Genomic DNA, 24587 nt, shown 5'->3' on the forward strand with positions numbered 1-24587 from the left:
TTTAATACTGCGAAGCCGATCGCGCGATCGCACGTCCCAAACCTTTACACAGCAAATATTCCCCAATCTAAAATCTAAAATCGGATGGTTTGCCGATCGCGTTCCCGGCCAACCACGCCGTAGTCCAAGCACTTTGGAAGTTAAAACCGCCCGTCACGCCGTCGATATCCAAGATTTCGCCAGCAAAGAAAAGTCCGGGACAGCGGCGGCTTTCCATTGTCTTGAAATCGACTTCTTTGAGGTTGACACCGCCGCAGGTGACGAACTCTTCTTTAAATGCCCCTTTTCCGGTAATCTGATATTCGCCTTGAACGAGTTCTAGCAGGAGGCGATCGAGGATTTTGTTAGATAAGTCTGCCCAGCGTTTTTGCTCATCAATGCCGATCGAACTTGTCAAGCGTTCCCAGAGGCGGCGCGGCACCGGAAACGGGCAGCTAGAGACAATCAATCGGTGCGACAACTGCGACTTCACCGCTAGCAGTTGCTGCCGCAAAACTTCCGCATTGTACTGGGGAAGCCAATTAATCAGCACAGAGGTTTTATAATGGCGATCGTGCAAAAATCTCGCACCCCAAGCCGAAAGTTTGAGGACAGCAGGCCCACTTAAACCCCAGTGAGTAATTAGCAAAGGCCCGCTTTGTTCTAATTTAGCTCCCGGCAATTTCACCTTAGCATTAGGAACAGAAATTCCGGCTAAATCTTTGATTCTGCTGTCAGAAATATTAAAAGTAAATAGAGAAGGAACGGGCTGTTCTACAGTATTACCTAACTCTTTTGCCCACTTAAAACCCGACGGATTGCTGCCTGTAGCGAGAAGAATGCGATCGCATTTCAATTTCGCCCCGGATTTCAACTCAATTTCAAAACTAGGGGCGGTGTCTTCGTGTTCGCCCTCTGCAGTATTTCCCGTTAATTTCTTTACAAAAACTACTGCATCGCCCGTGCGAATTTTTACGCCTGCATCCTCAGCAGCGCGGATCAAACAGTTAACAATAGTCCCCGAATCGTCTGTGGTCGGAAACATTCGCCCGTCTTCTTCGGTTTTCAACTTCACGCCGTGACCGGCAAACCATTCTACAGTATCGCGGGGTTGAAATCGAGTAAAAGCACCGCGCAGAGCTTTCCCACCTCTGGGGTAATTCTGCACTAAAATACCAGGGTCAAAACAAGCGTGAGTAACGTTGCAGCGCCCGCCGCCAGAGATGCGAACTTTTGCTAGGAGTTGCCGGCCAGCTTCTAGTAAAGTGACGCGGGCTTGCGGGTAGGTTTTGGCACAGGTAATTGCACTAAAAAAACCTGCAGCACCGCCGCCAATGACTGTAATTTTGAGGATTCGATCGGACAAATTTTTTCTCGCTTATTCTGGTTCAAAATCGGATTTTGCTGCCCCGCAAGTGGGACAAACCCAATCGTCGGGGATATCTTCAAAGGGTGTACCGGGAGCTATGCCTCCGTCGGGGTCGCCTAGTTCTGGATCGTAGACGTAATTGCAAACTGTACAAAGGTATTTTTGCATTTGCTTAACTCAATTTTATATTGTAAGCCTGTAGATTGTACTTGACAAGCCAACTTTGTGCAATACCAGAAAAATTAAATCTTTCACAAGTTACAATTCACAATTATAAAATAGACAAGATTGAAAAAATAAATAGGACGCTGCTCAGAGCAACGTCCCAAAATTTTTGTTCTTGTGGGACGGTGCTCTGAGCAGCGTCCCAAAATTTGATTAAAAGGACTGAGACAATATTTTCTAATCTAAACTGTCAAATATTACAAGCCTCTAGAACCCAAGTTCTAGAGGCTGCATTCTATCTTTTATTAGTTAACCGCGATCGGGAAACTAGACTTTCGCTAAAGGCTTAGTCCAAACGCCGTTTTCATCTTCTTCGTACTGCTGGTGAATGGCATTCCAAGCGGTGTGTTCCGCTTGTATGGAGTCGTTGCTTTCATCAAATGCGGCGTTGTAGGATTCCATAAAGGTTTTTTGAGCGGCTTCCGACAGGTGCGATCGCACTTCTGGCGACAAATCTGCCGGACTGTTGCAGCGACCTTTGACCGCGCGCGGCAGCGTCATCTCGCTAACTGAAACTTCTTCGCCACCTGCACTTTCTAGCAAGAGTTGAAATTCGCCCGATTTATCTGCGGGAACTTCTGCCATCACGAGAAATTCGCCTGCTTCAACGCGGGTTTGATAGATAGTTGCTTTGTCTTCGGGCATTCCGACAGCGACCAAAGCGGAAACTAGACCCGCACCGGCCGAACCTGCGATCGCGCCGCTAGCTGCACCCAAAAGTACCGCACCCAGCGGGCCCGCCGAGACTACTGCACCGACAAAGGGAATAAACAGGACACCGACGCCTGTTAGCAAACCCAAAAAAGAACCGAATAAGGAACCAAAAATCGCCCCGCTTCGCAGACCGCCTAATATCACATCTTTTTTAGTAATAAAGCCGGCAATTTTAGTTTTAGATTGAAAGTTTTTTCCCATTACTGAGATGTGGTCGCGGGAAACTCCGCGATCGAGCAAGCGCCGAATTACGCCGTCTAATTGTTCTTCTTCCTTAAATACGGCTGAAACTGTGCGTTCGGCTAAATATTCCTCGGTCATTGTTCCTCCTTGATGGTTTTTCGATTAGTGATGCTGGTTTTCAGTATAGGAGGACGCTGTAGGGCGATCGCATCAACCGCGAGATAGAGGTCGAGCGACTGTGGCTAGATTGAGTCTATATCAAAGGAGTTAAAGAGGCTGGTAGTTTCCGGTGCACTCGGTTATTTCAAGCTTTTATTCATATCTAATGTACTCAGCTAAAAATACCAATTGATCGATCATTTATTCTGCTGATTTAGCAGCAATTAAGTTGAAAAACCCCCGCAACTGATCGCCCATCGAGTACCGCTGTTGTACTCCCATAATAATTCCAGCATGACCGATATCTTGGGCAATAAAGGTACTGTGCAAACGACAAAAATCTTTAGTGTTGAAACTGTATATGGCACGCCCTTGCTCCGCTGCCCAGATTAGTTGTTCCTCATCTGAACAGCTAAGCTTGTTAGCGTCCGAGGTAGTTATCACGTCTACACCAGAAGTTCGCAGAGCGAGTATCAGCGAGCGTTGGAGAATATCCTCATCCATGTATAAACAAATTTGGCTCACGATAGCTTACCTGCCATATATTCTGCTTCCAAACGGTCATACTCTTCGTAGTAAGCTGCTATTTCGGCGTCCGTTGCTTCCTTGTTCGCGTAATAGTAAGTGAGCGCTGCATAAATTTGTGATAAAGTCAAATGCGGTCTTTCATCAATGATTTGCTGTGGAGTCATCCCGGCATTAAAATCAATAGCAATATTCTGTACCGTAATTCTAGTTCCTGCAATTCGCGGGCGGCCGCCGCAGGTTCCCGGCGTGCTGACAATTAGCGTTCCAATATCAACGGCAGTTGTCATATTTACCTCGATTGAGTTAACTTTATTTTATTGTAACACAGCTTCATTTCTACCCGATCGCATTTATCAAGGTTAATCAATGCCACTAGCACCCCTGTTTCCTGTCGTTCATCCCATCCTCAAATCTGCTTTTCCCAGATGTCTGTGGACGGGAGATATCAACAGCCGAGAAATTGCTCTCACATTTGACGACGGGCCGCACCGTCAGCACACACCTCAACTGTTAAAAATTTTAGATAAATACGACATCAAAGCTAGTTTTTTCTGGCTAGGTTTTTGCGTTGACAGGCATCCAGAAACGGCTAAAGAAGTGTACGATCGCGGGCACTGGATCGGCCTCCACGGCTATCAGCATATATCGTTTCCCAAACTCAAAACCCACGAACTCAAACAAAGTTTAGAAGACACGCAAAAAGCAATTGCCAAAGCTTGCGATTTAGATCCAAAATTAATCCTGGACGTGCGGCCGCCCAACGGCATTTTTACGCCGCGAACATTAGAGTTATTACAACAGTGGGAATATCGCCCCGTAATGTGGAGTGTCGTCCCGGAAGATTGGGTGCGACCGGGGGTGAGGAAAGTTATTAGTCGCATCGTGCAGCAAACTGAAAACGGATCAATTATTGTACTGCACGACGGCTATTGCGGCGGCGAAGATGTTGCAGCTTCGGCGGATAAAATAATTCCATTGCTTTTGTATAAAGGTTACAAATTCGTGACAGTCGATCGACTGTGGGAACAGGCCAACATTCAAATAAGAGGAAATTAAATCCATGAAGAAAAAAAGACAGTTTATTGCATCTCTTTGTTTGGTAAGTGCCGGATGGGCGACTCCCTACGGGATAGCTTCGCTTCACGAGCTTTCTCCTGCTTCGCTAAGTGCTGAAACTCCACTTCTAGTGCAGCAACCAGCCCCTGGCTTATCCGCGCCTGCCACCAACTCGAAAACCCCGCAAGTGGAACTGCTAAATCCGGGAGTGGAGCCCCGCCAGGAACTGCGTTTAAAACCAGCTATCGATGTCAAAGAAACAACTGTTATGACCGTAAAAATGGATATGGAAATATCCGCATTGGGTCGGTCTTCGCCTGTGGCTAAAAGTCCAGTATCGGTGATGACTTTCGAGACAAAAGTCACTAAAATTGATTCCAACGGCGATATTCACTACGAGTTTGCTTATACTAACGCAGATATCACGGGCGATACTGGAAATACCCCGCCAGCCGCCAGAGATGCCATGCGTTCCGCACTCAAAAGCATGGTCGGAATGAAAGGCTCTTTCATCATGGACAATCGCGGTTTTAATAAAGGAGGTAACTTTATTTTGCCTGAAAAAGCTGACAACAACCTCAAACAAATGGTGGGACAAATGTCTAAATCTCTAGAGCAACTTGCCTCGCCGCTGCCTGCTGAAGCAGTAGGAAAAGGAGCAAAATGGCGCGTTTATTCTTCCTCTGATTTCGGCATGAATGTGAATAACATTGCTACCTATGAATTGGCTAGTTGGCAAGATGGAGTTGCCTCTCTGAATGTAAGTATAGAGCAGCAAGCAAAACCTCAAAATATTACCTCTCCCCAACTGCCGCCGGGAACTACCTTAACCCTAAAATCTTTTGCTTCTCAGGGTCGGGGAGCAGCCACAAGGCGCTTGGATAGATTAATGCCTTTTCGGTCTACTGAGTCTGTTAGTTCAAATAGCGAAATGAGTGCTAAAAATGCTGGCAGTTCTCAAGAATTAACAATCACAACAAAAATGGCGATGGAGATGACTTTAGAGTCGAAGTAAGCTTTATTATACCAACTCTAAAAATTAGGGACACGGCAGTGCCGTGTCCTTGGTCATCGGTAAATTTTTAATAAATGGTATTAAATCCGGTTAATATACCTGATATTATATAAATTTTCTGAAAGTTTCGATCGCCAATTTGTAAGTAGAGGAGTCTGTTCTATGATTCGATCGCACAGATGGCAAGCTATCATCGGTTTAGTGGTAGCCCTGGGGATAATCATCGGGGATTTAATGTTTCCGGGTCTGAATGTAGCGCCGGCATTTGCTCAACCCAAATTTAAGGATGTTAACGACCATTGGGCGCAAGCTTGCATAGAAGAGTTAGCACAGAAAAAAATTATTAGTGGCTACTACGAAGATGGCACTTTTCGCCCGAATCGCCCCGTCAGTCGCGCTGAGTTTGCGGCGATGGTTCGCATGGCTTTTCCCGATGCCAAAACCGTCCGCGCTCCGATCGACTTTGCAGATATTCCCACGAATTACTGGGGTTTTAAAGCAATTCGAGAAGCTTATCAGACTGGTTTTATGTCTGGATACAGTGGCAGTATCTTTAACCCAACTTTGAATATTACCCGCTGGCAGGCTTTGGTAGCTTTAACCAGCGGCTTGAAATATACACCTACGGGCTCGGCGGCTGAGATTTTGGATGCGACTTTTGAGGATGCGCCGCAAATTCCCGAACTGGCAAGAAATGCGATCGCCGCCGCCACAGAAAAACAACTTGTGGTCAATTATCCGGCTGTTAAACAGCTAGAACCTACTCGGAATGCTACTCGCGCCGAAGTCGCAACTTTTTTCTGTCAGGCGATCGCCAAACCCGGCCAAACTGCCTTAGTTCCTGCCCAATATATCGCCCAAGTTCCGCCGAATATCGGCCCGCCGAGAACAACAGAAATCTCAGAAGCGGGGAAAGTTCGGGCGGAAGTTTCTTTCGTAAAAGAAGCAGAAAATGCTAAAAATCTCCGCATCAGAATTATCCGCGACGGTAAAACTTTATTAGAAGAACCAGTGCTGATACCGACTCGTTCTCTCGTAGATAACCCCGACCAAAGGGCGAGCGAAGAAATATCAGAAGGACGTTTTTTATCGCTACGAATCCGTGATTTGGACGGGGACAAGGAACCGGAAGTGCTGGCAGATTTAGTCTCAACCAAAAGCGGCGTCCGCTGCTGCAATTATTCGTTTATTTACCGCTACGACTCGGCAGCTAACAAATACACTCATATCAAGCATTTCTGGGGCAATGTGAGTTACGAAATAGTCGATTTTGGCAAAAATGATATCCCAGAGTTTAAGAGTCAAGACGGCAGATTTTCCGAGGCTTTTACAAATTACGCTGATTCTCGCTTTCCGCTGCAAATTTGGCAGTACCGTCAAGGTAAAATGCAAGATGTTAGCAAAGAGTATCCGGTGGAAGTATACACGAACGCTGCTGAGCTTTGGCTGGAATCTAACAAGCGTTTGAGTGAAAATGGGGAGGTGAAGGGGGTTTTGGCAGCCTTCATGGCGAACAAGTATGTCATGGGCCAGGAGGCGGAAGGTTGGCAGTTGTTGGAGAGAGTTTATCAAGGGCGCGATCGCACTCAATTCTTTGGAAAGTTGCGGGAGTTTTTGGTAAGTACGGGTTATGCCAGTAAGTAGATTTGGAGGTTTTTAACCGCAGAGTAACCCGGATAAACGCTGATAATATCTGTAGGGGCGGGTTTTACGAATAATATCTAATTCCTACTAACAATATTACTAAACCCGCCCCCATACAACCGAGAACCAACGTCAATTATTCATCAAATTAATCGTCACCTATTATTTTTTTACATAAAGTAAATTACTAACAACTTGTGAAAAAATACCAAAATTGTTGCTTTTTGAAGCGCCAAGCTAAAATAAAGAGAAAATCTCAAATATTTAATCACTGAAAATGGTATATCCACCTGCACCTTGGCATCTGCAAGGTTATGCTGTTCAAACTTTACAATTGGTAGATGTGGCACGAGTGCGCCCCTTGGTTCCCTCTGAGTTAGAAATTGTCTCTTTATTGCCAGGAAAAACCCTAGGTGGCATTTATATATCCTCCTACGGGTTGGGTTCGGTAATGGAGTACAATGAGTTAATTGTAGTTAGCGCGATCGCCAATTATGCAGGAAAATGGGGGGCTTGGATTTCCCATATTTACGTAGACAATCCTAACTCCGTAGCCGGCGGGCGCGAAATTTGGGGACTTCCTAAAGAATTAGCTCAATTTAGTTGGGAAGGCAGCGATTCGGTAAAGGCAACACCTCTAGGCTACCGAGTCACAGTTCGCCAAGGAAACCGTCAACTGTGCAGCCTCAATTACAGCCAGCAAAGTTTAGCCTTACCGCTGCCTTTTAGCGGAAATGTTTTCAGCGCTGACCGCAGCAATTTGCTGTTGTTTAAAGGAGGATTACAGTCTCGCATCGGTTTGATTAAAGGCGAATTAGAAGTGCCAGAAGAAAGTCCTTTTGCCAGTTTAAACTTAGGTCAGCCCTTGCTAACATTTGCCTGCGAAGATATGCGTTTAACAGTCGCTGCGCCGGAAGTTGTGGGAAACAGAGCCGTTGAATTCAGTTATTAGTTGTAAAGTGCGGGTATTCGCCGTCAACCTAAAAAAACAGAACAGCCAGAAACCCGGTTTCTTGAAGAAGCCGGGTTTCTGGCGCCGCGTATTAGTTTGAGCTACTTACTAATCTTTTTGAGGACTTACGCATCAAACGGCTAAAAACCGGGTTTTTTCCTAAATGCGTCGTTGCTACATCCGAGAAACCGGGTTTTTTTTTCGTAAGTCCAATTTTTAAATGCCAGCCCCCGGAGCGGCTTCAGCACCCATTACTAAAACTGTACCGCGAAGGAAATCAATTTGCTGCTGAAAGTCCATCCCCTGAACCTTTCCTAATAAAGCTTTTCCGGCTTCAGGAAGTTGATAGTCGGAAGGCATAGGAATAATAGTTCCTTCGTCCATTCCTACTGCTAGGAAATACCAAAAAGCCAGCTTGGTTTCTGGGCTCATCGAGCCATACATCCGGCTGATTTCTGTATTGGCTTTTGAGGCAATGTCGCGCATTACTTGTAGTTGTTCTTCGTGGGGTAGCGGTTTGACTTGCTCGAACAAACCCTGAGCGATTTCGGAACCGGAAGCACCGGGAGCCGCTGGCGTTATTGACTTGCCCATTTCGGTGTAAACAAACCACAGCAAACCTAATTGGTCGTCTACACTCAAGCTCTGGATATCTGCTTTTCCTTGGTCGTAAGCACCGGCAGTAGTAAATGTCATTCAAGCCTCCAAAATAATATGTATTGCTCAGCTTTCTTATTGGTGAGAAAACTTTTGTTTTGTACTTAAGTTAAAGTACCTAATAAATAGTGAAGCTAGAATCTTGCTTAAGACAGAGATGATCCCGGACATAAATTCGGGGAGTAAATTCACCCAAATTGGGAAAATTTGCAACCAAAGGATGAGGAAAATTTGACAAGATTGTTGTGATCCGAACTCATGATTAGCATTGTTGAGCCGATCGACGATCGCCTATAATCGCAACAGACCTGTATAGAGGTGGCTGTTATGTCGATCGCAACTGCTAAACGCTTCACGACAGCGGAATATCACCGCCTGACAGAACTGGGATTTTTTGCTGAGGACGATCGAGTTGAGCTAATCAAGGGAGAACTTGTAAACCTGGCTGCTAAAGGTACCGCTCATTCTGTTTGCGAGACACGCTTGGAACGCGAGTTATTTAAGCTGCTGGGAGAACGGGCGACACTGCGAGGACAACAACCGATTATTCTGGCGGATGACAGCGAACCAGAACCCGATCGCGCGATCGTGCAAAATCGCCCTGACGACTATCTATCCTCTCACCCCTGTCCAGCGGATATACTGTTGGTGATTGAGATTGCAGATTCTTCTTTGAGTTACGACAAACAGGTTAAGCTCCCCCTTTATGCTGAAGCCGGAATCTCTAGCTATTGGATATTTAATTTATCACAAACTTGCTTGGAATGTTACAGCGATCCGTATCAGAATACCCCTGGTCAATTTGGTTATCGCAGGACAATGATTTTTCTGCCCAACGAGTCTGTTAATCTGCCTTATTTTCACGACTTGGCGCTCGATTTATCGAGAGTTTTTCCGCCAACTATAGAATCCTGAAGGACTCTAATATTATTCCAAAGAAAATAGGCTGGCAAACAGCCAGCCTAGAATCAGGAGAACTTTAATGGAAACTTGTTGAAAGTCTAGCTAAACAAACCCGAAATACCACCGACTGCTATTGCTCCAGCCAAAGCAGAAACAACCACAGAAGTCACAGCCGTACCGAACAGCCACCAAGCAGCAGTTGCTGCGGCTTCGCGCGCATCTTCTGCTTGCTGCTTGGTCTTTTTCTTGAGCTGTTTGATGCGTTTTTTGGCTTCTGTTTGTAAGCGTTCCGAGCGCAATAAAACGCTGTCCCGGGCTCCTTCCATTTGGTCAACAATTCGGTGCGCGTCAGTCTCGGAAATATCGGAACGAGAACTCAGCAGGGCAACTAAAGTACCGCGATCGAACTCACCTAAACGCTCCTTAATCGCGTCAAATCCGGCCTGCGGGTCGTCAAACACTTTGCGTAAGTCCCGCTTGATGCCTTCGTAGTTGAGTTCTGGTCGCTCCAGCGAATTGAGGTAATCCCGGATTTTCCCGAAAATACCATCCATTGCTGACTGGAACTTGTCCTGAACCATTTGAACTTGTTCGACAATTTGGTTGCGGACAGATTCAATTTGGTCGGCAATTCTGTTAGCTTCCTCTTCCGAGATGTCTTCCCGCTGCGACAACAATGCTACCAGAGTCGATCGATCGAAGTGCTTCAGGCGATCGCCCAAACTTTGCATCCCCATTCCCGGCTCGCTAAACAGCAACTGCAAATCGCGTTTGATGCTTTCAGGATTGAGTTCTTCCTTGTCCGTATTCCGCAAGTAATTTTCCAAACTTCCTTGGAAATCCCGTACAGTTTTTTGAGCGCGAGAGGCCAAGCGGCGGGGCGATTTCACGATGCTGCGAATCGAATCTTGCACGCGATCGATCGTCCGATTGATCTGTTCTTCGCTCAAATCTTCCCGCTGCGACAGCAGCTTGACCAAAGTTTCGCGATCGACCTGAGAAAGTCTATCCCGAAGTGCCAAAGCACCCTCTTTGGGATTTTCAAACAATTTAGTCAAATCCCGATTGATGCCTTCTGGATCGAGTTCATCCAGGTTTGTATTCCGCAGGTATTCGCCAATTTTTGCAGTAACTTCCTCGTACTGTTGCTTAGCTCTATCTGCCACCATTTGCGGCGCGTGGATAATGTTGTCGCGCACAGATTCGATCCGGTCGATCGCCTGATTGATCTGTTCTTCGCTGAGGTCTTGGCGCTGTGACAGCAACTGCACCAGCGTATCGCGGTCGAATTGAGACAAGCGTTCTCTCAGCGCTTTAAATCCGGCTTCCGGGTCGTTTAACAGCGTTTGAAACTCGCGCTCGATCGCTTCAGGATTGAGCTCTTCCTTATTAGTATTGCGGAGATAGTCTTCTACCTTTTGTCTCAATTCTTGCGCTTTCGATTGCGCTTGCTCTTGCAATTCTTGAGCTCTTGAAATCACGCGATCGCGCGAACTTTCGAGCCGCCCGATTAACTGATCGGCTTCCTCTGGACTGAAATCCTCCCGCTGACCAAGTAACTGCACCAAAGTATCGCGGTTAAACTGAGACAGGCGATCGCGCAAAGCCTCAAAACCAGCATCCCGGTCTTCCAAAAGTGCTTGGAAATCCCGTTCGATACCTTCTGGATTCAATTCCTCCTTGCCGGTCGATCGCAAATAATTCTCAATCCGGCTCCGCAAATCTTGAGACTGTTCTTCACCAGCAGCATCTCGCACAATTTCCAACACTTCTTGTCGGACACCTTCAAGCTGTTCGGCAATTTCCGTCACCTGTTCAGGAGCAAACCCCTCGCGGCGGCCCAGAATCCCTACAAAATAATCGGGATTCAACATTTCTAACTGGCGCAACACCGCTCCCGGAGAAGCTTCCGGGTCATAAATCACATCCCTAAATTCCTGCTTGATTGTCTCCCGGTTGAGATGCCACGGTTGGGAGTTCATCAAGTAATTTTCCACATCAGCCTTAGCTGTATTGAAAGGCAGCGCAGGCACTTTGTCGCCCACCTGAGAAGCAAAAGTTTTAGCTTTTTGAGATCCTTGTGCTGTCAGTTGTTGCAACTGACCAGAGATTTTTTCCACATCCAAATCCGACAAATCCGTCCGGGACAAAACAGTGCCCACAAGAGCTTCCACACCCAACTGCATCGCTCGCTTCATGCCGCTGCTGGATTCCGATTTGTTTTCCCGACTTTCCAGAATTTGAGACAGCTTGGCGTTGAGTTCGTCAGACTTCAGCAAATCGGGAGCCGCAAACTTGAGAAAATCAACCAACTCTAAATTCGGGTCTTTCTGCTCTTGCTGCTTGCCAAATGTTTGCTTCCAAACGCCTTCTAGTTGGTCTGCAACTTGAGTTATTTCCTCTTGAGAAAAGTCTGTGCGACTCTTAACTAAATCCACAAAAGTCTGGCGGTTAACATTCTTCAGAACGTCGCTTCCCGCAATAGATTTGATATCGGCATCGCCCAGCAACTTTTCAAATTGACCGCGAATTTCCTTAACATCTAGTTTCGGTAACTGCAAAGAACCCACATAATCTTGCAGTGTTTCGCGAATACTATCCGGATCTACCGCCGAACTCAGTTCGCGGCGGACAGCGGCAACAGATGCCTCTACAGTGTTGACCATTTGGTCGCTGGCCATCTTACCGCCGATCGCAGCACCAGCAGTACCCATGACGCCTTGAACGCCTGAAAAAGCAGTTTTTATCAAGGAACCAATCATGGAACCGACGGCGCTAGAACCGAGCCACACCAGCGTTAAAAAGTACGCCGACCAAATGACTACACCAATAATTGCCGCTCCATCTACCGAGGCAATTGAAGTTAGTTTGACTGCCAGAAAACAACCCAAAAATAAAGCCAGGTTAACGGTGACTAAAATCCAACCCCCCACTAAACCTTCGATTTTCCGAACTTTACGGCCTATACTTTCGGACTCATCATCATCGTCATCGTCGGGTAAAGCCTCGTCCCAATTTGAGATTTTGGCAGCGATCGAGAAATTTGTTAACAGGAATTGGAAGCCGAAAGCCATAATGACTCCCGCGATTAATGCCACGAAAAACTGCGGGCTTAAAAACATCAGCCCTCCGATATCGGGGTGGTCAAATGGCACATCTATTTCTACTGGCATTTGGGCAATATTGAATTTGGGACTGTACAGCGACATTAATAACTCGCTTTCAAACATAATTTACCTCCTAAGTTTTTATGCCTAACTAGGCATATCGAAAAGATTCCCCAACTTTTTCCTGGGGGATTTTGTAATCTTTAGATGATGGTTTGTTTTGGTTCGGCTTTATCTTACGGAAGGCCTTAGTAGTGAAATTGCGATGAGTAGTAAATCCGTTCTCTAGTTATCTCATCCTTACTGCTTATTATGCCTGTGGAAGCTAAAACATAAATCCGTCTAAAGTCAGAAATTAGTTTTTATAGGACTGGTAGCAGCAGAGTTCGGATAAAAGTGGCAAGTTTGATGCGGAGGGCGAGCGCCACCAGTTCTAAATAGTAGTAAAGTGCGATGTGGTGTACTCTACATATCGTAGAGTGCGCTAGCGAGTTAGGATTCCCTTTGATTTTCCGGCTCAAAACGAGCGAGTAATTGCGATCGATCGAGCTGCATACTCAGTCGCGCGATTTCAAGAAATTCTAGTTGAATCAAAGGCTCAATTATTTGGGCTAATTCTTCATCAATTTCGCCAAATCTTACTTGTAATATACTTTCAAGATTCTGGCGTTTACCTTGCTGAATACCTTCCTCGATTCCTTGCTCGATACTTTGCTGAATACCTTGCTCGATACCTCGCTGAGTTGCTTCTTCAAGCCGTTGTAAATAGAGCGGTGACAGTTCCATAATTAACTCCCGATTTTCTCGATATATAATAAATAGTAAAGTGATATTTAGCGCCCCCTACATATCGTAGAGCGCGCTGCTGAGTTAGGATTCCGGTTGGTTTTTCGACGCCTCGAAACGAGCTAGTAATTCAGAGCGATCGAGCTGCATAATCAGTCGCGTGCGATCGAGGGGTTCTAGCTGAATCAAGGGCTCGATTATTTGGGCTAATTCTTCATCAATCTCGCCAAATTTTACTTGTAGCAGATTCTCTACTATCAGGCGTTGAGCGCGCTGAATACCTTGCTGAATACCTTGCTGGATACCGCGCTGAGTTGCATCTTCCAACCGTTGCAAGTAGAGGGGTGACAGTTCCATAATTAACTCCCTATCTTCTCGATCTATGTCTTGGCGGACTTCTAAAATAGTTCGCAAGTTGTACAACAATTCTAACGCATTCAACCGAAACACATTATCTGAGGGTAATTCTCTCAATTCGGCAATAGCTTGCTTCTGCACGTTTCCCTTCCCCAAAACTCTCAGCCACAGCGTTTCTGGAGTGCGGGGGAGTTGGTGAATGGCAATAATCGCTGCTTTCAGAGACGCACCCAGAAAATAAACTCCACTTACCCAATTTTCCGGTTCGGGAAGGGCTCGAAATCCAGCTAGCATCGTATCGGAAACAGTCGGCGACAGTATCCAGAGTTGAGGCAAGTCTGCCTCTGCAATCCGGGTATTTTCTCTAGCTGCGGCGCGTTCAAATTCGCCGTGGATATCGAAGAGTTTGCCCAGACAACTGCGAATTTCTCCGATTTGGACTGGACTGCGGAAGGGTTCAAATACCGCGGGTTTTGCTGCGATTTGACCCAAAATGCCGAGGGCTGTTGCTTCGACTTCCGGTTCTGCTTTGGGGGAAAATAAAACGTCAACCTGCCTTACTTCTCCAGCGACATCCCGGCTGGTTTCTACATTACCGAGAGGGGTTAATAGTTCTTTCAGATACTGTTTGGCAAATTGGTCGTGAATAAATCTGGTCATGATATTTTTTAGCTATCAACTGTTTAAAAACCTCGCCATCAACTGTCAACTATCAACCCAAGGACTGCGCTCTTCGGGCAAACTGTCAACTGTCAACTGTTTGCAGCATTTACCCTCACAGTTGCGAATGCTGCGAATACATCCGTACTCCTCGAAACGTTTACTGTGTTTGCGAACAGTAGGATATGCAAGCAAATGTAAAGGTATTCCGATTAGTTTGTACAGCAATCGACCACCAGCATGAAGAATATCCCAAATTTCGCTCAAGTTAGATTCTCGAACAAATTCTCCTATTTCATCTTTTAAGGCTACCCACTGAGATTGCAGAGTAGGAGAGTGACAATTATCAAATGCTGTCATACCTTTTTGATAATTTTCCCAAATTTTATTCATATATTTAATCAAATCCGCCTCACGTCTGATAATATCAGAAGTTGATCGGAGATTACAATCATTCGGTATTTTAAGGAAATTAGCTATGCGACTCTCTCAAATGCTTTTTGTCACCCTGCGCGAAGACCCCGCCGAAGCAGAAATTCCCAGCCACAAACTATTACTCCGTGCCGGATACATCCGGCGCATCGGTAGTGGCCTTTACGCTTATCTCCCTTTGATGTGGCGAGTTCTCAAAAAAGTCTCTCAAATTGTGCGCGAAGAAATGGACGCTACCGGCGCTCAAGAATGCCTCCTCCCGCAATTGCAACCGGCCGATTTGTGGCGGGAATCCGGCCGCTGGGATACCTATACTCAAGCTGAAGGTATTATGTTTTCCATGACAGACAGGCAGCAGCGAGAATTGGGACTGGGCCCAACTCACGAAGAAGTAATTACTACAATTGCTAAAGATATGATTCGTTCCTATCGGCAATTGCCTTTACATCTTTATCAAATCCAAACTAAGTTTCGCGATGAAATTCGCCCGCGTTTTGGGTTGATGCGCGGTCGCGAATTCATTATGAAAGATGGCTATTCTTTCCACACTAACGAAGAAAGTTTGAAAAAAACTTATCAGGATATGGCTCAAGCTTACAGTAATATGCTGCGCCGATCGGGCTTGCAATTCCGAGCAGTAGATGCTGATTCGGGAGCAATTGGCGGTTCTGGTTCTCAAGAGTTTATGGTGCTGGCTGAAGCGGGCGAGGATGAAGTTCTTTATACTGAAGACGGTCAGTATGCCGCTAATGTGGAAAAGGCTGTATCGATGCCTGCTGATGCCGAACCGTCGCCCTTTGCAACTTTTGAAAAGCGGGAAACGCCGGGAACTGAAACAATTGATAAACTTTGCAAGTTTTTGAAATGTTCTCCGACGCAAGTTGTCAAAAATGTGCTTTACCAAGCTGTTTACGACAATGGCATGACTGTTTTGGTATTGGTAAGCATTCGCGGCGACCAAGATGTGAATCAGGTAAAGTTGCTGAATGAGTTGACGAAATTAGCGGGCAATTATCAAGCTAAAACTGTTTTATTTTTGACTGTTCCCGATGGGGAAGCTCAGCGGAAATGGGCTGCTAAATCTTTACCTCTCGGTTATATGGCTCCCGATCTTGCTGATGATTATATCGCTGGGGGTAAGGAGGTAAACTCTAAGTTTTTGCGTTTAGTCGATCGCACTGCAGTTGACCTGACAAACTTTGTCACTGGTTCAAACGAATCAGGATACCACGTTGTCGGGGCTAATTGGGATAAAGAATTTCCGCTACCAGCAACGGTTGTAGGTGTCAGAACAGCCAAAAAAGGCGATCGGGCAGTGCACAATCCCGAACAAACCTTGCAAAGCGCCAGAGGCATCGAAGTCGGCCACATCTTCCAATTAGGAACCAAATACTCCCAAGCAATGGGCGCTACCTACACCAGCGAACAAGGCGAAGAAATGCCCTTTATGATGGGCTGCTACGGCGTCGGCGTGTCGCGGCTAGCTCAATCGGCCGTAGAACAATCCTACGACAAAGACGGGATAATTTGGCCAGTGGCGATCGCCCCGTATCACGCCATCATTAGCATCCCCAATATTTCCGACGCCCAACAAGTAGAAGTCGCCGAAAAACTCTACGCAGAACTCAACCAATCTGGCATTGAAACCCTACTCGATGATCGCGATGAACGGGCCGGAGTTAAATTCAAAGATGCCGATTTAATCGGCATTCCCTATCGGATTGTTCCGGGTCGTTCGCTGAAAGCAGGCAAAGTTGAAGTCGTGGAAAGAGCCAATCACAAATCACATGAAATTCTCATTGACGAAGTAAATTCTACCTTGAAACAGTGGATTGAAGCCGCCATCAACTAAGCCTTTATAATTGGTAAGGTGCGGAGTGCATCGCCCTACATTAACGCGCAACGTATAGGGTAAGGTGCGCACTGCGCACCCTACATTAGCTTCCTTCTTCCTTCATCCCTCTTCCTTCTTTCTGCCGTGAACTTTAAAGACCAAATGTGAAATTCCCTAAAACTTAAAACTCGATATGAATCTGAACCTAAATCAGTTTCTTCGATTCCCTCAATCCCGAATTGGGCGGTACTTAGTTCAAGTAACTGTCGTTGCTGTTGCTTACGCCGTGGGGGCGAGGCTAGCCATTTCAATTCAAGGTGTCAATCCTTTTGCTGCCTCGGTGTGGCCACCTGCAGGAATTGCACAAGCTGGACTGTTATTGTTTGGGAGTAAAGTCTGGCCTGCCATAGTTTTGGGTACATTTCTGCTAAATTTTGTTAACCCAAATGAACAGATATTCGCGGTTTGGCTGGGAGGAAACGTCGGCGCCATTCTGCAAGCTGTTTTTGCAGTAACTGCCCTGCGCTGGATGGGGTTTCGTCCGTCTCTGGCTCGCTTGAAAGATGTAGTTAATTTAATATTGTTTTGCGCTCTAATTTCTACTCAAATCAGTTGCACTATTGGCGCGTTTTCTATATATTTAGCCGGAAAAGTAGATTGGGCAGGATATTGGTCGCTTCGGTGGAATTGGTGGTTGGGAGACACAATGGGAGTTTTAATTTTCACTCCCTTAATTCTAATATTTCTTCGCCCTAAAGTAACCGCCGAGCGTTTAAAAAGACAAACAGGCCGTCAGCAAAGATATTTAATTTGGCGGGGAGTATGGTTAATATTATTAATTAGCGTGAGCTGGCTTGTCTTTGTGTCGAAAAGTGAAGCTTCTATTTCTCGTTATCCCCTGGAATATTTGCCGTTTCCTTTGATAATTTGGTCGGCGCTCCAATTCGGTCAACGAGCCGCTGTCCTAGCATCGTTCATTGTCTCAAGCATCGCAATTATGGGCAGTTCTCAGGGAGGGGGGCCGTTCATAGCCAAAGCCGACAATATCACTCAGGCCATCTTATTTTTGCAAGCTTTTATGGCTGTAGTTACAATTACCTCGCTGTTATTGGCAGCGACAGTAGCTGAACGCGCCGAGGCCGAAAATTCCCTGCGAGAAAGCGAAATTAAATATCGAGAATTGGTGGAAAATGCTAGCAGCATTATTCTGAAATTGGATGCTAACGGCAATATTATTTTTTTTAACGAATTTGCGGAAATATTCTTTGGCTACACTCAGGAAGAAATCATTGGTAAAAATGCAATGGGAACAATTATTCCCCAGAGCGACCTCGAAGGGAAGAACTTAGAGTTGGTTTATAATGAAATTTTACAAAATCCCGATCGCTTTACCAGCTATGAAAATGAAAACCTCCGGCGCGGTGGCGATCGCGTTTGGGTATCTTGGGCAAATAAACCGCTGGTTGGTTCAGCGGGAGAAATCCTGGGAATCCTCTGCATCGGGACGGATATCACCGATCGCCGAAAAGCTCAAATAGCGCTGCAAAAGCTGAATGAAAAGCTGGAAATCCGAGTTGAAGAGCGGACAAATGCCCTGAAACAAAGCGAACTTCAGCTACAGAAACAGAAATCGGCATTAATTGATTTAGCCAAAAATAAAGCGCTGAATCAAGGCGACTTAACAAAAGCGCTTCAACAAATAACTCAAACTGCTAGCCGTACTCTGGAAGTTGCCCGATCGAGCGTCTGGCTGTACGATCGCACTAAATCCAAGATGGAGTGCCTGGATTTGTTCGATCGCACTCTCAACCAGCACTCACAGGGTTTGAAATTAACAGCAGCAGACTATCCTGTCTATTTTCAAACACTGCGAGAAGAACGCGCAATTGCTGCCTTTGACGCGCAAAACGATTTTAGAACTAAAGAATTTGCGGAATCTTACCTAATTCCGTTGGGCATCACTTCCATGCTAGATACGCCGATTCAAATAGGCGGTGAAACAGCAGGAGTTCTCTGTTTAGAACACGTAGGAATAGGTCGCTTTTGGACGATTGAAGAACAAAGTTTCGCTGTTTCTCTAGCAGACTCTGTAACTTTCGCAATGGAAGCGCGAGAACGCCAGCGGGCTGAAGAAGCGCTGCGGCAAGCTGAAGAAAAATACCGCAGCATTTTTGAAAATGCGATCGTCGGCATTTTTCAAACTACCCCAGATGGGCAATATCTCAGCGCCAATCCTGCTTTGGTTCGCATTTACGGTTACAATTCGGGCGAGGAATTGGTCGGCACATTAACTGATATTAACCAACAACTTTATGTTGACCCCGATCGCCGCGCCGAAGTTGTCCGCTTAATAGAAGAACAAGGCAAAGTATCGGATTTTGAATCTCAAATTTACCGCCGAGATGGCAGCATCATTTGGGTTTCGGAAAATACTTATACCGTGCGCGATTCCTACGGAAATTTGCTTTATTACGAAGGTACTGTTCAAGATATCACAACTCGCAAACAAGCTGAGGCAGCTTTGCGCTTAGAACAAGAAAAATCCGATCGCCTCCTACTCAACATTTTACCGCAACCGATCGCAGACAGATTAAAACAAGACCAAAGCATCATCGCCGATACATTTTCCGAAGTAACAGTATTGTTTGCAGATATAGTCGGTTTTACCCAAATTAGTTCCCAAATTTCTCCGCCCGAATTAGTTTCCTTGCTTAACGACATTTTTTCCACATTCGATCTCCTAGCAGAAAAGCACGGATTGGAAAAAATTAAGACGATTGGCGACGCCTACATGGTAGTAGGAGGGCTGCCGATGCCCCGCAGCGATCATGCAGAGGCGATCGCCCAAATGGCCCTAGATATGCAGCAGGCAATTATGGACTTCAGCCATACCCACAATCAAGATTTCAGCATCAGAATCGGCATCAACAGCGGCCCGGTTGTCGCCGGAGTAATCGGTATTAAAAAATTTATTTACGATTTGTGGGGAGACACCGTTAACACCGCTTCCCGCATGGAATCCCACGGCTTGCCGGGGTGCATTCACGTAACAGAGACAACTTATCAGCAATTGCGAGAAAAGTATTTCTTTGAAAACCGCGGCGCGATCGAAGTCAAAGGCAAAGGCCAGATGAACACTTATTTTCTTACAGGTATCAACTTATAGCCTAATGAAGAAGCAAGAAGGAAGAAGCAATATAAGAAGTCATGTTTCAGCAATTAATAATCTCTTAATGTTCGGGCGCGGTTGCTATAGTTAGTTAAAAATATAACACTCAGTATGAACCCCAAAAAAAATCAGTTTCTGCGATTTCCTCAATCTAGAAATTGGCAATACTTAGCACAAGTAGCTGCCCTTGCTTTTGCTTACGCTTTGGCAGCAAAAATAGCAGTTTCAGTCCCAGGGGTAAACAAATTAGCTACCTGCGTCTGGCCGCCAGCAGGAATTGCACAAGCTGCAATTTTATTATTTGGTCGGCGCGTTTGGCCGGGAATAGCTTTAGGCGTAGTTTTTTACGAAACTATTAACCTTAAGGTGTCTTTAACACTCGCAACACTTAGTGCATTTTGCGCTTGTTTACAAGCTTTGTGCGCATTTACTTTGCTGCAACAGCTAAAGTTTCGCCCCTCACTTGAGCGGCTAATCGATGTACTCAATTTAGTCTTTGGCGGTGCTTTAGTTGCAACTCAAATCAACTGCACTCTCGGCACGCTGCGCCTCTGTGTAACTGGTTTAGTGGAATGGAGCGAATATTGGCACATTCGATGGAATTGGTATCTCGGAGATACATTAGGAGTTTTAATTTTTACTCCCCTGCTGTTGATTATATACAACCACAAACCCGCGCCCAGCCCTTTACCAACTACAGGTTCTAAAACAATTGTAAATCGCATCTGTGCCGGAATAGGCCTGGTGTTATTAGTAACAGTCAGTTGGCTAGTCTACAACTCAAAAAGTGAAGGTAGCCTTTCCGGTTATCCCCTCGAATACTTGCCATTTCCCTTGGTAATTTGGGCAACCATTCAATTCGGTCAGGTAGGGGCGGTTTTAGCATCTTTCATTGTATCCAGTATCGCCATTTGGGGCGGTTCTCAGGGAGGTGGCCCCTTTATTGCCAAAGCGGAAAATATCAATCAGGCAATCTTATTTTTGCAGGCTTTTATGAGCGTAATTGTAGTTACATCGCTGCTGTTGGCGGCGACAGTAGCCGAACGCGCCTCAGCAGAGGATTCGCTGCGGCAAAGCGAAATTAAGTATCGGGAATTAGTGGAAAATGCTAACAGCATTATTTTAAAAATAGATAGGCGAGGAAATATTACTTTTTTTAACGAATTTGCACAGAAGTTTTTTGGTTACGAGGAAAAAGAGATTATTGGCAAAAATGCAGTGGGAACCATCATTCCTCAGAGAGATACAGCAGGAAATGACTTGGCAGCAAAGTTGAGAGATATTTTGCAAAACCCAGAACAATACACGCGAAATGAAAATGAAAGTATCCGGCGCAGCGGCGATCGCGTTTGGGTCTCCTGGGCAAATAAACCGCTGTTTGACGCGGCAGGAAAGTTCGCGGGAATGCTGGCAATTGGTACGGATATCACAGACCGCAGGCGGGCTGAAATGGCGCTTTACAAGCTGAATGAAGAGTTAGAATTTAGAGTGAAAGAACGAACTAATGCTCTGAATGATACTTTAAGTGCACTGCGAGTTCAACAGGAACAATCAGAACGCTTGTTGTTGAATATTTTGCCTGAAGAAATAGCAAATCGGTTGAAGCGAGGAGACAGTACGATCGCAGACACTTTTGCTGACGTTACGGTGTTATTTGCGGACATAGTAGGCTTTACTCAACTCAGTTCGCGAGTTTCTCCAACGCAATTAGTAGCCTTGCTGAATGACATCTTTTCGACATTTGACAACCTAGCAGAAAGGCACGGTTTGGAAAAAATTAAGACCATTGGCGACGCTTACATGGTAGTTGGAGGCTTGCCCATTCCTCGCCCGGATCACGCAGAAGCGATCGCAGAAATGGCGATCGATATGCAGCAGGCAATTACTGACTTCAGCAATATCCACAATCAAGATTTCAGCATCAGAATCGGCATCAACACTGGCCCGGTTGTCGCCGGAGTCATCGGTATTAAAAAATTTATTTACGATTTGTGGGGAGACACCGTTAACACCGCTTCCCGCATGGAATCTCACGGCTTACCGGGGTGTATTCAGGTAACAGAGACAACTTATCAGCAGTTGCAAGAAAAGTATTCCTTTGAAAACCGCGGCGCGATCGAAGTTAAAGGCAAAGGCGAGATGACTACTTATTTACTAAAATGCCGAAAATTGCTCTAGTAAAGGTTTTTCTCTCAAAGTAAGGGCGATCGCACATTTGAAAGTGCGATCGCCCTCATTTTAATTTAGCCAAGTTTTTTAAAGCTTGTACAGGTTAATTCCAGCTTCCTTCGCCATGATTTCCAAACCCTTGTTTTGCAAGGTTTTAATCGCCTTTGTAGAAAGGTGCAATCTTACCCAGCGCTTCTCCTGCGGCCACCAAACCCGCTTCCACTGCAAATTTGCCTCTTGCAATTTGTGAGTGCGGTGGTGCGAGTGAGAAACTGCAAAACCGTTATTCGCCTTCTTTCCCGTTAGCTGACATTTCCGTGACATACTTCTCTCCAGATTACCGTTTTTTGCGTGCAGCATTTCATTATACCCGAAGGAAGAAGGAAGAAGGAAGAAGGAAGAAGGAAGAAGGCTTGACTTATCCCTTTACCAATAGAAATAAACTCTTACTCCCCCCCTTAGCAAGGGGGGGTTGGGGGGGTAATTACATTGCACGTTCCGTCAATTTTGTCAAGACTTGATTCGATCGCTCGACAAAATCCTTCATCCCTTCAGCATCGAAACCCTTCTGGGCCATCAAAGCCAAGTCGTAAACGTGGTGACAAATCATACTCGCCAACTGACTTGACGGAGACTCCCCACCGCCTTGAATAATCGCACCCTGACTCAAACTAGCCAGATTTTGAATCAGCGGGTGAGAGGTATTCACCAGCAAAACGTGTTCTTCGGGGAATTCGGCCGCTTGCTGCTGCAAAAGCGCCGTCATGTCGCGCATCCGGCGCAAAGCTTCCGGCAAAAGTACGATCGCAGGTGGCGTCGCCTCCGCAGAATCAGACTTCAAAGCTTCTGTGCGAATGTTCACTTTCGGCTTATTGAGAGCTTTTTGGAACATTTCTTTAACTTGTTCGCTGCGAGTTTTATTCGTCGCCGGATCGACAATTTCCGCTTCTTTCTCTTTGTCAATTAGCGTTTCGTCGATGTCGGAATCAACCCGCGAGAATTTGACATCAGAGTATTCTCTTTCCAAGAAGCTGATAAAGTGCGTGTCGATGAAAGAATCCATAAACAGCACTTCTAAACCTTGGCTTTTGTGCATGGCCACGTAAGTTGCTTGCGACGCCGGATCGGTACAATAAAACACGCGATTTTCGTGGCGTTTTTGATTGCGTTCCAAATACTCTTTTAGAGTCGTGTAAGGCTGCGTGGAAGTAGAATTTTCCGACTTCGGAGTGACATCTTGCCACAAATCTCCTTCCTCACTTTGCACCTGAACTTCGGGCGTTACAGTTTCTGGCTTCTCGGCTGTTGGTTCGTAGGTGCTGCGGTAGATTAAAATATCTTCGACTTGCTTTTTGAACTTGTCATCGTTGAGAGTTCCGAATTTGACAAAAGTGCCGATATCTTGCCAGCAGCGGATGTATTCGTTGCGGTCGTCGCGGTAGAGTTCTTTTAGGCGATCGCCCACTTTTTTCGCAATATAATCAGCGATTCTCCGCACAGTGCGATTGCTTTGCAAAGAACTGCGAGAAACGTTCAGCGGAATGTCGGTACTGTCAATAACGCCCCGCAGCGGCATCAAGAATTTCGGGATAATTTCTTCGCAGTGGTCGCTGACAAAAACCTGGTTGCAGAATAGCTTAATATTGCCTTGGGTAACATCGACATCCGGCCGCAGTTTGGGAAAGTAAAGAATGCCGTTGACAATGAAAGGATAATCTGTATTCAGGTGTACCCACAGCAGCGGCTCGTCTTGGAACGGATAAAGGTAGCGGTAGAGTTCCAAGTAATCTTCTTTTTGCAAATTGCTGGCTGATTCCCGCCAAATTGCTTTGTGCTTGTTGAGTTCCTCTCCCTCAAATTTGATGGGAACTGGCATGAAATCGCAGTAAGTTTTGATTAACTGCTTAATGCGACTGGGTTCTAAATATTCTTGTTCTTCGTCTTGGAGGGTAAGAGTAATAGTAGTGCCGCGTTCCGTGCGGGAAGATTCTGATAGTTCAAAAGCGGGAGAACCGTCGCAAGACCAGTGTACTGCTTGCGAGCCTTCTTGGTAAGAAAGGGTGTCAATGTCTACTTTCTTCGCCACCATGAAAGAAGAGTAGAAACCTAGACCGAAGTGACCAATAATTGCGTCGTCGCCACTGCCTTGGTATTTTTGAATAAATTCTTCTGCGCTGGAGAAAGCGACTTGGTTGATGTATTTTTTTACCTCATCGGCGGTCATGCCGATGCCGTTATCGGAAATTGAGAGGGTTTTGTTTTCTTGGTCGATCGCTATGTTGATTTGCGGTTCGCCCATGTCCCCGCCGTATTCGCCGGAACGGGAAACCATTTTGAGTTTGGCAATGGCATCGACGCCGTTAGAAATTAGTTCCCGCAAGAAGACTTCGTGGTCAGTATATAGCGACTTCTTGATAATCGGGAAAATATTTTCGGTATGGATTGAGATTGTTCCCTGTTCTAAAACTGTCATAATTTTTCTCTGTGATGACTGCTAATTGCTGAGAAATAGCTATTTAATGATTTTCGGCGATCGTGCTCTCTTCTGCAAAAGGGATTACCACAAAAAGATGATTCGGTTTTCCCCACATCTTGCACAATTCTCAATCAGCCTTTTAAGGGCGGGCAGGATGCCCACCCCACCACAAGAATTACTCTTTGTGGAACAGGCCGGACAGCCTGTTCTCGA

The 24587-nt window shown here is 45.8% G+C and carries 20 protein-coding genes; 8 read left to right on the forward strand and 12 right to left on the reverse strand.

Annotated elements, in window-relative coordinates; all coding sequences use genetic code 11:
* Positions 1-67: 67 nt before the first annotated feature.
* From QUB77_RS00675 to QUB77_RS00695, 5 genes are all read right to left on the reverse strand, one after another.
* The gene (locus QUB77_RS00675; protein ID WP_333169554.1) at positions 68-1345 is read right to left on the reverse strand and encodes an NAD(P)/FAD-dependent oxidoreductase; all 1278 of its coding nucleotides are present in this window, start codon (positions 1343-1345) and stop codon (positions 68-70) included.
* Positions 1346-1357: 12 nt separating this feature from the next.
* Positions 1358-1516 (reverse strand): rubredoxin, encoded by a 159-nt coding sequence (gene rd, locus QUB77_RS00680; protein ID WP_332955829.1) that lies wholly within the window; start codon positions 1514-1516, stop codon positions 1358-1360.
* A 324-nt stretch (positions 1517-1840) separates the two neighbouring features.
* Entirely contained in the window at positions 1841-2608 is a 768-nt protein-coding gene (locus tag QUB77_RS00685) for a ChaB family protein (protein WP_333169557.1), read from the reverse strand.
* 222 nt (positions 2609-2830) lie between these two features.
* Positions 2831-3154: a DUF5615 family PIN-like protein gene (locus QUB77_RS00690; protein WP_333169559.1), complete on the reverse strand. Its 324-nt coding sequence runs from the start codon at positions 3152-3154 to the stop codon at positions 2831-2833.
* On the reverse strand, positions 3151-3444 hold the full coding sequence (locus tag QUB77_RS00695) for a DUF433 domain-containing protein (RefSeq protein WP_333169560.1): 294 nt from the start codon (positions 3442-3444) through the stop codon (positions 3151-3153). The genes QUB77_RS00690 and QUB77_RS00695 overlap by 4 nt, the downstream gene beginning before the upstream one ends.
* A 79-nt stretch (positions 3445-3523) precedes the next feature.
* Between QUB77_RS00695 and QUB77_RS00700 the strand changes: the two genes are divergently transcribed.
* The 4 genes from QUB77_RS00700 to QUB77_RS00715 all read left to right on the forward strand — a co-directional run bounded on the left by QUB77_RS00700 (position 3524) and on the right by QUB77_RS00715 (position 7824).
* Positions 3524-4213: a polysaccharide deacetylase family protein gene (locus QUB77_RS00700; protein ID WP_333169563.1), complete on the forward strand. Its 690-nt coding sequence runs from the start codon at positions 3524-3526 to the stop codon at positions 4211-4213.
* Between the two features lie 4 nt (positions 4214-4217).
* On the forward strand, positions 4218-5228 hold the full coding sequence (locus QUB77_RS00705) for a DUF6263 family protein (protein WP_333169565.1): 1011 nt from the start codon (positions 4218-4220) through the stop codon (positions 5226-5228).
* Between the two features lie 162 nt (positions 5229-5390).
* A complete protein-coding gene (locus QUB77_RS00710) occupies positions 5391-6872 on the forward strand; it encodes an S-layer homology domain-containing protein (RefSeq protein ID WP_333169567.1) in 1482 nt (493 codons plus the stop codon).
* Positions 6873-7149: 277 nt separating this feature from the next.
* On the forward strand, positions 7150-7824 hold the full coding sequence (locus tag QUB77_RS00715) for an acetoacetate decarboxylase family protein (RefSeq protein ID WP_333169569.1): 675 nt from the start codon (positions 7150-7152) through the stop codon (positions 7822-7824).
* 216 nt (positions 7825-8040) lie between these two features.
* Here the strand turns inward: QUB77_RS00715 and QUB77_RS00720 are convergent, their stop codons facing one another.
* Positions 8041-8520 carry an orange carotenoid protein N-terminal domain-containing protein gene (locus QUB77_RS00720; protein WP_333169570.1) on the reverse strand — a complete coding sequence of 160 codons (480 nt, stop codon included), beginning with the start codon at positions 8518-8520 and terminating at the stop codon, positions 8041-8043.
* Between the two features lie 288 nt (positions 8521-8808).
* Between QUB77_RS00720 and QUB77_RS00725 the strand changes: the two genes are divergently transcribed.
* Positions 8809-9396: a Uma2 family endonuclease gene (locus tag QUB77_RS00725; RefSeq protein ID WP_333169572.1), complete on the forward strand. Its 588-nt coding sequence runs from the start codon at positions 8809-8811 to the stop codon at positions 9394-9396.
* 86 nt (positions 9397-9482) lie between these two features.
* Here QUB77_RS00725 and QUB77_RS00730 read toward each other — a convergent pair whose 3' ends face one another.
* The 4 genes from QUB77_RS00730 to QUB77_RS00745 all read right to left on the reverse strand — a co-directional run bounded on the left by QUB77_RS00730 (position 9483) and on the right by QUB77_RS00745 (position 14687).
* Positions 9483-12614 (reverse strand): MFS transporter, encoded by a 3132-nt coding sequence (locus QUB77_RS00730; protein ID WP_333169574.1) that lies wholly within the window; start codon positions 12612-12614, stop codon positions 9483-9485.
* 369 nt (positions 12615-12983) lie between these two features.
* Complete coding sequence (locus tag QUB77_RS00735; protein WP_333169577.1) at positions 12984-13277, reverse strand: hypothetical protein; 294 nt, start codon at positions 13275-13277, stop codon at positions 12984-12986.
* 84 nt (positions 13278-13361) lie between these two features.
* Positions 13362-14294: a hypothetical protein gene (locus tag QUB77_RS00740; protein WP_333169580.1), complete on the reverse strand. Its 933-nt coding sequence runs from the start codon at positions 14292-14294 to the stop codon at positions 13362-13364.
* Positions 14295-14339: 45 nt separating this feature from the next.
* Positions 14340-14687, reverse strand: a complete 348-nt coding sequence (locus tag QUB77_RS00745) for a hypothetical protein (RefSeq protein WP_333169584.1) — start codon at positions 14685-14687, stop codon at positions 14340-14342.
* 85 nt (positions 14688-14772) lie between these two features.
* Between QUB77_RS00745 and proS the strand changes: the two genes are divergently transcribed.
* The 3 genes from proS to QUB77_RS00760 all read left to right on the forward strand — a co-directional run bounded on the left by proS (position 14773) and on the right by QUB77_RS00760 (position 21907).
* Positions 14773-16578: a proline--tRNA ligase gene (gene proS, locus QUB77_RS00750; protein ID WP_333169586.1), complete on the forward strand. Its 1806-nt coding sequence runs from the start codon at positions 14773-14775 to the stop codon at positions 16576-16578.
* 175 nt (positions 16579-16753) lie between these two features.
* Positions 16754-19726, forward strand: a complete 2973-nt coding sequence (locus QUB77_RS00755; protein ID WP_333169587.1) for an adenylate/guanylate cyclase domain-containing protein — start codon at positions 16754-16756, stop codon at positions 19724-19726.
* Positions 19727-19840: 114 nt separating this feature from the next.
* Positions 19841-21907 carry an adenylate/guanylate cyclase domain-containing protein gene (locus tag QUB77_RS00760; RefSeq protein WP_333169589.1) on the forward strand — a complete coding sequence of 689 codons (2067 nt, stop codon included), beginning with the start codon at positions 19841-19843 and terminating at the stop codon, positions 21905-21907.
* A 78-nt stretch (positions 21908-21985) separates the two neighbouring features.
* On the opposite strand, the gene rpmB is transcribed toward QUB77_RS00760, so the two are convergent.
* Positions 21986-22222, reverse strand: a complete 237-nt coding sequence (rpmB, locus tag QUB77_RS00765; RefSeq protein ID WP_333065932.1) for a 50S ribosomal protein L28 — start codon at positions 22220-22222, stop codon at positions 21986-21988.
* 160 nt (positions 22223-22382) lie between these two features.
* Positions 22383-24371: a molecular chaperone HtpG gene (gene htpG, locus QUB77_RS00770; RefSeq protein WP_333169591.1), complete on the reverse strand. Its 1989-nt coding sequence runs from the start codon at positions 24369-24371 to the stop codon at positions 22383-22385.
* Positions 24372-24587 lie beyond the last annotated feature (216 nt).

This window comes from Microcoleus sp. AT9b-C3 (assembly GCF_036705485.1).
Taxonomy (GTDB): domain Bacteria; phylum Cyanobacteriota; class Cyanobacteriia; order Cyanobacteriales; family Microcoleaceae; genus Microcoleus.

Coding starts and splice junctions, on each gene's coding strand:
- rd (WP_332955829.1), bottom strand. CDS start 1,516: ATGCAAAAATACCTTTGTACAGTTTGCAATTACGTCTACGATCCAGAA.
- QUB77_RS00685 (WP_333169557.1), bottom strand. CDS start 2,608: ATGACCGAGGAATATTTAGCCGAACGCACAGTTTCAGCCGTATTTAAG.
- QUB77_RS00695 (WP_333169560.1), bottom strand. CDS start 3,444: ATGACAACTGCCGTTGATATTGGAACGCTAATTGTCAGCACGCCGGGA.
- QUB77_RS00700 (WP_333169563.1), top strand. CDS start 3,524: ATGCCACTAGCACCCCTGTTTCCTGTCGTTCATCCCATCCTCAAATCT.
- QUB77_RS00705 (WP_333169565.1), top strand. CDS start 4,218: ATGAAGAAAAAAAGACAGTTTATTGCATCTCTTTGTTTGGTAAGTGCC.
- QUB77_RS00710 (WP_333169567.1), top strand. CDS start 5,391: ATGATTCGATCGCACAGATGGCAAGCTATCATCGGTTTAGTGGTAGCC.
- QUB77_RS00715 (WP_333169569.1), top strand. CDS start 7,150: ATGGTATATCCACCTGCACCTTGGCATCTGCAAGGTTATGCTGTTCAA.
- QUB77_RS00720 (WP_333169570.1), bottom strand. CDS start 8,520: ATGACATTTACTACTGCCGGTGCTTACGACCAAGGAAAAGCAGATATC.
- QUB77_RS00725 (WP_333169572.1), top strand. CDS start 8,809: ATGTCGATCGCAACTGCTAAACGCTTCACGACAGCGGAATATCACCGC.
- QUB77_RS00730 (WP_333169574.1), bottom strand. CDS start 12,614: ATGTTTGAAAGCGAGTTATTAATGTCGCTGTACAGTCCCAAATTCAAT.
- QUB77_RS00735 (WP_333169577.1), bottom strand. CDS start 13,277: ATGGAACTGTCACCGCTCTATTTACAACGGCTTGAAGAAGCAACTCAG.
- QUB77_RS00740 (WP_333169580.1), bottom strand. CDS start 14,294: ATGACCAGATTTATTCACGACCAATTTGCCAAACAGTATCTGAAAGAA.
- QUB77_RS00745 (WP_333169584.1), bottom strand. CDS start 14,687: ATGAATAAAATTTGGGAAAATTATCAAAAAGGTATGACAGCATTTGAT.
- proS (WP_333169586.1), top strand. CDS start 14,773: ATGCGACTCTCTCAAATGCTTTTTGTCACCCTGCGCGAAGACCCCGCC.
- QUB77_RS00755 (WP_333169587.1), top strand. CDS start 16,754: ATGAATCTGAACCTAAATCAGTTTCTTCGATTCCCTCAATCCCGAATT.
- QUB77_RS00760 (WP_333169589.1), top strand. CDS start 19,841: ATGAACCCCAAAAAAAATCAGTTTCTGCGATTTCCTCAATCTAGAAAT.
- rpmB (WP_333065932.1), bottom strand. CDS start 22,222: ATGTCACGGAAATGTCAGCTAACGGGAAAGAAGGCGAATAACGGTTTT.
- htpG (WP_333169591.1), bottom strand. CDS start 24,371: ATGACAGTTTTAGAACAGGGAACAATCTCAATCCATACCGAAAATATT.